This is a genomic window from Syntrophomonas sp. UBA1041 (genome assembly GCF_002316705.1).
Classification (GTDB): domain Bacteria; phylum Bacillota; class Syntrophomonadia; order Syntrophomonadales; family Syntrophomonadaceae; genus DTU019.
The window spans coordinates 4,171-9,460 of sequence record NZ_DCEA01000008.1 but is presented as its reverse complement, the minus strand read 5'-3'; the positions used below and the strand labels follow the sequence as shown (position 1 = coordinate 9,460).

7 protein-coding genes are annotated in these 5,290 nt (G+C 48.1%); 4 read left to right on the top strand and 3 right to left on the bottom strand.

What is annotated here, in order from left to right:
- A partial coding sequence (gene bla / locus B2633_RS01715) for a subclass B1 metallo-beta-lactamase (RefSeq protein ID WP_483168819.1) occupies positions 1 to 760 on the top strand: 760 nt, incomplete at its 5' end.
- A gap of 26 nt (positions 761 to 786) precedes the next feature.
- Here bla and B2633_RS01710 read toward each other — a convergent pair.
- Both B2633_RS01710 and B2633_RS01705 read right to left on the bottom strand, forming a co-directional pair.
- Positions 787 to 1,491, bottom strand: a complete 705-nt coding sequence (locus B2633_RS01710; RefSeq protein ID WP_483168818.1) for a hypothetical protein — start codon at positions 1,489 to 1,491, stop codon at positions 787 to 789.
- Between the two features lie 109 nt (positions 1,492 to 1,600).
- Positions 1,601 to 2,146 (bottom strand): TetR/AcrR family transcriptional regulator, encoded by a 546-nt coding sequence (locus B2633_RS01705; protein WP_483168820.1) that lies wholly within the window; start codon positions 2,144 to 2,146, stop codon positions 1,601 to 1,603.
- Between the two features lie 233 nt (positions 2,147 to 2,379).
- Between B2633_RS01705 and B2633_RS01700 the strand changes: the two genes are divergently transcribed.
- Together B2633_RS01700 and B2633_RS01695 are read left to right on the top strand one after the other, a co-directional pair.
- On the top strand, positions 2,380 to 2,724 hold the full coding sequence (locus B2633_RS01700; RefSeq protein ID WP_483168817.1) for a hypothetical protein: 345 nt from the start codon (positions 2,380 to 2,382) through the stop codon (positions 2,722 to 2,724).
- A 172-nt stretch (positions 2,725 to 2,896) separates the two neighbouring features.
- Positions 2,897 to 3,472 (top strand): GNAT family N-acetyltransferase, encoded by a 576-nt coding sequence (locus B2633_RS01695; protein WP_483168816.1) that lies wholly within the window; start codon positions 2,897 to 2,899, stop codon positions 3,470 to 3,472.
- An 80-nt stretch (positions 3,473 to 3,552) separates the two neighbouring features.
- Here B2633_RS01695 and B2633_RS01690 read toward each other — a convergent pair whose 3' ends face one another.
- The gene (locus B2633_RS01690) at positions 3,553 to 3,972 is read right to left on the bottom strand and encodes a hypothetical protein (protein WP_483168815.1); all 420 of its coding nucleotides are present in this window, start codon (positions 3,970 to 3,972) and stop codon (positions 3,553 to 3,555) included.
- 152 nt (positions 3,973 to 4,124) lie between these two features.
- On the opposite strand from B2633_RS01690, the gene B2633_RS01685 reads away from it, so the two are divergent.
- Positions 4,125 to 5,290 (top strand): SDR family NAD(P)-dependent oxidoreductase (locus B2633_RS01685; RefSeq protein WP_483168814.1); only part of this gene is annotated, 1,166 nt, incomplete at its 3' end.

Here is a 5,290-nt window from a genome sequence, read left to right as displayed (position 1 = left end):
ACTCACACTGATGGCGTGCCTGGCCGGGATTGTATTCGAAAGCACAGCCGTAGCCGCCAGTGGCGCAGACAATGCGAGCGTTGCAACGCAAAACCCTTCTGGTGTCAGACTAATAAAAGTGAGTGACTCTGTATGGGTCCATACTTCGCATTTCAACTACAATGGCTGGCCCACGCCATCGAACGGGATGATCATTGAAACCGCCACAGGGTTGATTCTAATTGATACACCCTGGACATGCGAGCAGACTGCTGAATTGCTGAATACGACCTGGCAAATGTTTCTTAAAAAACCGGTATTGGCAGTGATCACTCATGCGCACCAGGATCGCATTGGCGGGATCGCCGTACTTATCGCTGACAACATCAGGGTAATCAGTACTCCCCAGACTGCCCAGTTGGCTGAAGGAGCAGGCTACCCAAGGCCTGAATCCGCCATTGACCAGGAAATGATGCCTATTACAGTCGGGGCGTCCGATTCCATTATCGAAACATATTATCCCGGCCCGGCTCACACAGCGGATAATATTGCAATCTATTTCGCCGCCGAAAAGGTATTGTTCGGTGGATGCATCGTTAAGTCGCTGGATTCAAATAACCTCGGGAATATCTCGGAAGGTTCTGTTGCCAACTATCAACAGGCAGTACAAAACTTAATCGATCGTTACAGTGATGCCAGTATCGTTATCCCAGGCCACGGCAGCTGGGGCGGCCGCGAGCTTTTGACTCATACTTTAGACCTCGCCAAAGCTGCGTATTAAGATTAGCTGCGTATCAGGACTACGTTTTATGGCTGCGTCTTAATGCCGCATCTTGCTTCCGCTTCCTGAAAAACCGAAGGGGCGGACGCTGCCTTATACCCAATATAAACTACCCACAAATATGCAATTGTCTTCGGAATCATAAGGATCCCAATAAGGCTGAAGGTATTGGCAAAAAGAACAACCGGCAAGTAGCAGGCAAAGGATATGATAACGGCTATGCCTATCTTCCTGAAAACATTGTCGCTGTGCCTTTTAGCTTCCTTTAGTGAAATGTAGACAATTATCGCGCCAAGTATTGCAAACGGAATGTTTCTGTAAATACCCCAATCAAGCGGTGCATTGTAAAGTGTCCACTGATTCTGTGGCATAAGGCTTAAAACTAATCTTGCAGCAGCAAGTACGCCAACCGCTATTCTTAATTTTTTGTCGTCCCTGATATTGAATCTTGTCTCCCAGATTAGGAAGAGAAGTACATAAAATGCTGTCATAGTAATGGAGGTAATCGCCTTTCCAATCCCAAGAACTGCAGCGTTTGCCTCAAGCCCTGTAGTCAAAAGCGCGTAAATCCTTGGCACCAGGTGGAAGGAATCACCGAAGCCCAAAATAAATCCCATGTATCCGAATAGCCTGACTATCCTGCTGTTCTTGCCCCACTTGATCATTTTAATTGACATATAGAGTACTGAAACCAAGTACAAAATGCTAAATAACACTTCAAAATACTTCATGAAGAACGCCTCCATATTTTTTTGTTATCCGATCTTCGTAAGCTTCCAAGTGAACACTGTTCATTTGTGTTCATAAGAAAATCATATCCTCAAGATCTCAAGATATGATTTAATCCAAAAGCTTCCTAAGAACATCCTCAAAGAAGTCATAATCATAATTCCTGTTCTGAACCATTGACATGAAGTTTATTACTATAAAGGAAGCCATTTTCTTAGCTTCAAATTCCGCTTGAACTTTGTCAGGGGCCTTTTCCCCAAGCAGTTCTTCAATCATGGCAGTAAGCCTTCCAACGTAAATGTGCTCCCTTTGGATACCTCCTTCCACATAATCAGGAGATTCATAAAACTCCCTGCTTAGCCATACTGATTTAAACCTGCCTACAAAGCTAAGCACCTCCTGAAATATGCACCTTAACCTTCCATAGAAGTCCTCCCGAGATTTAATAATTACCGCTGCTTTATCCAAAAACTCCTGCCAGTAGCTGGTCATCATCTCAAGGATCAGTTCCTTCTTGGTTGGAAAATAGTTATAAATAGTCCCAATAGAAATGTTGCACTCTTTTGCAACCCTTCTGATGCTTACACTGGAATATCCTTCGTTATAAAGGATCTTTCTGGCCTCGCCAAGGATTAGCTCTCTCGGATTATCAATCATTCTTGACAAAATTCAAAACTCCAATTCGCAAATGAACATCGTTCACTTAACATATTACCACCATGTAAACTGTTTGTCGAGAACTTGTTTTAAAGCCAGGTATCATCCTCAGAGCAATAAAAAATGTTGATAACTTATTTTTATCAGCGTATTTTAAAGCAGGCAGGAAAGTATTACCTGTGGTGGAAAATATAATTTAATGCGACAAATAGAAAAAGTCGGGGGGATCGGAATTGAAAAACTCCAGGTGTTGGGCTTTATTAGCCATTGTTTGTATGCTGGCCACGATTTTGATTGGATGCAAAGAGGTTACTCCAGTTGTTTTGGAGGCTTCAGGGCAGCTACGCCAAATCAGCCTGAGTTGGACAGAGAGTAAGAACGCTGTCGGCTACAATGTCTATCGCCGCACCGGGTCAACCGGTAGTTTTGTAAAAGTGACCGGGACGCCTTTGGTCAAAACAGTCTATGCCGACGCGATCCCGTCTCCTGCGGGCGATGGCGTTTTTTACTATTACTATATCACTGCCATTTCAAAAAAAGGCGAAGAAGTTCCATCCAATACAAGCAGCCCCCTCTAATATCGGTCCGTCCTGGTAAGAGCGTTAAATACGAGTCCCTTTTTAAGCATGTCAGCACTGAAGAGCCGTCCCCTTGTATCATAAGGGTAGGAAAGGGCAGGACTTTCCGCAGGCGTCGGCGAAAATCCCGGGAAATATGGGAATATCGACTATCAGTACTGGGGGGATTGCTATGGGAAAAATATCGGATGTAGTTTTATATACTGAGCGGTTGATCCTACGACCCTACTGCCCGGAAGACGCGGAAAATGTCTTCAGGGTCGTCAGCCGCAAGGAGATTGCTGCCACTACTTTGATGATTCCGCATCCCTATCCGCGCGCCAAGGTCGATTGGTGGATCAACTTCACCAATAACTGTCGCCAAAAAGGAACTGCTTGCGAGTTGGGGATTTTCGTGAAAGATACGGGTGCCTACATTGGCAACACAGGGTTCCCGGCGATTCTTCCGGAACACCGCAATGCGGAGATCGCTTATTTCATTGATCCGGATCGCTGGAATCAAGGTTACGGCACAGAGGCATGCCGGCGCGTGGTGCAATTTGGATTTGAAATGCTTGAGCTGGAACGCATCTATGGCAAATGCATGTTCAAAAACGTCGGTTCCAGACGCATTATGGAGAAAAGCGGTCTCCTTCTGGAGGGGATCGCCAGACATGGAGTTTGCAAATGGGGTCAGTTCGAAGACATCTGCCATTTTGGGCTGATCCGTGCAGATTGGGCAAGACAAGGGGACGGTTCATGCGTCTGAAGACACAGGGGGACGGTTCTGCTGTGCTGTTTTTGGCCCATAACAGCACAGCAGAACCGTCCCCCTGTGCGCCCCAACTGTTACTCCTCCTTCGGACTCCAGCGCACGATCAGCCAGCCGCAGGCGACACCAAAAATGGTATTGGCGATGAGCATCGACCAGTTAGTGCCCAGATCTGATGGGGCAATGGATGGCCCTCCCAGAGCATAAAAGTATCCATAAATAGCAATAAACATGATCGTATTGGCAACCAGCATTCCTTTTAGCCAGGAGTAACTTCGTCCGGTCCAATGGATAATATAGCAAGTTGTTATGCCCAGGATAGTACTGGCAAACTCCCAGATAAGAACGCCAAAAACGGCACCCCAAAAGGTTTTAGTCAGATCAGCAGGAAGGTACACTCCGGCAGATAGTTCAAAGCCGTAGTACTGACTGAGGCCAATTACCACCGAAACGGCCTGAAAAATTAGTTGCGGTATTGTTGCCGCAATACTGGACAAAGCCCCGCGGGCTATTTTATCCTGAACCACCAAATATGTATCCTTCCCGTCAAATTACTCTTAGTGTAGTTTATCCTGTGACGGCAAGCAGTACACCGAAATATTGCATGGTGTTTTTATAATCGGCTGCTACATACTGGAGGGCATACAGAATGACAAGTTGCACATCACCACCATTAATCGGCACCGGAAACCTCAAGCAAGGCTGTTTGAGTGGTCAGGTTGCTGTGGTCACTGGTGCCGGGAGAGGGATTGGCTTTGAGGCGGCCCGCGCCTTGGTTTGGCTGGGGGCGCGCGTCGCTATCGCCGAAATTAACCCGCTCACTGGGAAAAGTGCTGCTGACAGCATCAACTCCGAGTTCGGCCCGCCGGGGAAGGCGTGCTTCATCCGTACTGACGTAGGTAACGCCAGAGATGTACGCCGGCTGGCGAAAAAATTGGCTGGCACATGGGGGGGACGGGTTGATATTGTCCTGAACAACGCCACCCTGGCACTGGTCGGCCCGATCCATGACACGCCGATCAGAGATTGGGATTTGAGTTACCGGGTAAATATGCGCGGGCCAGTCTTGTTAGCGCAGGCCTTTTTACCCGGCATGCTGGCCAGACACTCAGGAACTTTTGTTTGTGTTTCCTCCTCACCGGGACCGTTCATGGGGCCTTATGAAACAATGAAATCCGCTCAGGCTGAGCTGGCTAATATCGCAGCTGGGGAAACCGAAAATAGTGGGGTACATATTTTTGCGATCGGTCCAGGTATTGTCCGTACGCCGGCGCTTGCGGCAGCAATGCCCAAGCTTGCGAAGCTTTACGGCAAAACGGTTGATGAGTTTTTTGCCATGAGTGCAGCCCACGAACTATCTCCTGAAGCAGCCGGTGCCGGATTTGCGGCCGCCATTGCACTGGCCCCCCGTTTTCACGGACAAGTGCTTGGATCGAAACAAGCGCTACATATAGCGGGAATCGATCTTCCCGAAAGCGAGAAAGGGCAGTCCACTGTTACATCACCGCCGCCGGCTCTTGAAGTTATGGAACAGGCGGCTGGCCTATGTCATGAAGTTCGCGCAACATTGGAGGAACAGTCGCAAGGATGGCAGGAACGCCCGATGTTTGAACGCCAGTGGGTGGTGCGAGACTTTCGTAAAGAAGCGGGTATGCCTGCGGAACAATGGCTGGAAGCTCTGGCGAGACTGCAGGATCTACTCTCCGGGGGTGACTGGCAGGGTGCCATTAACCTTAGGGTGCCACTACAGCAGTTGGCACACTATTATCAGCACTTGGCCAAGCTGGCTGAGGGTTACGAGAAAGATCCCGAAAC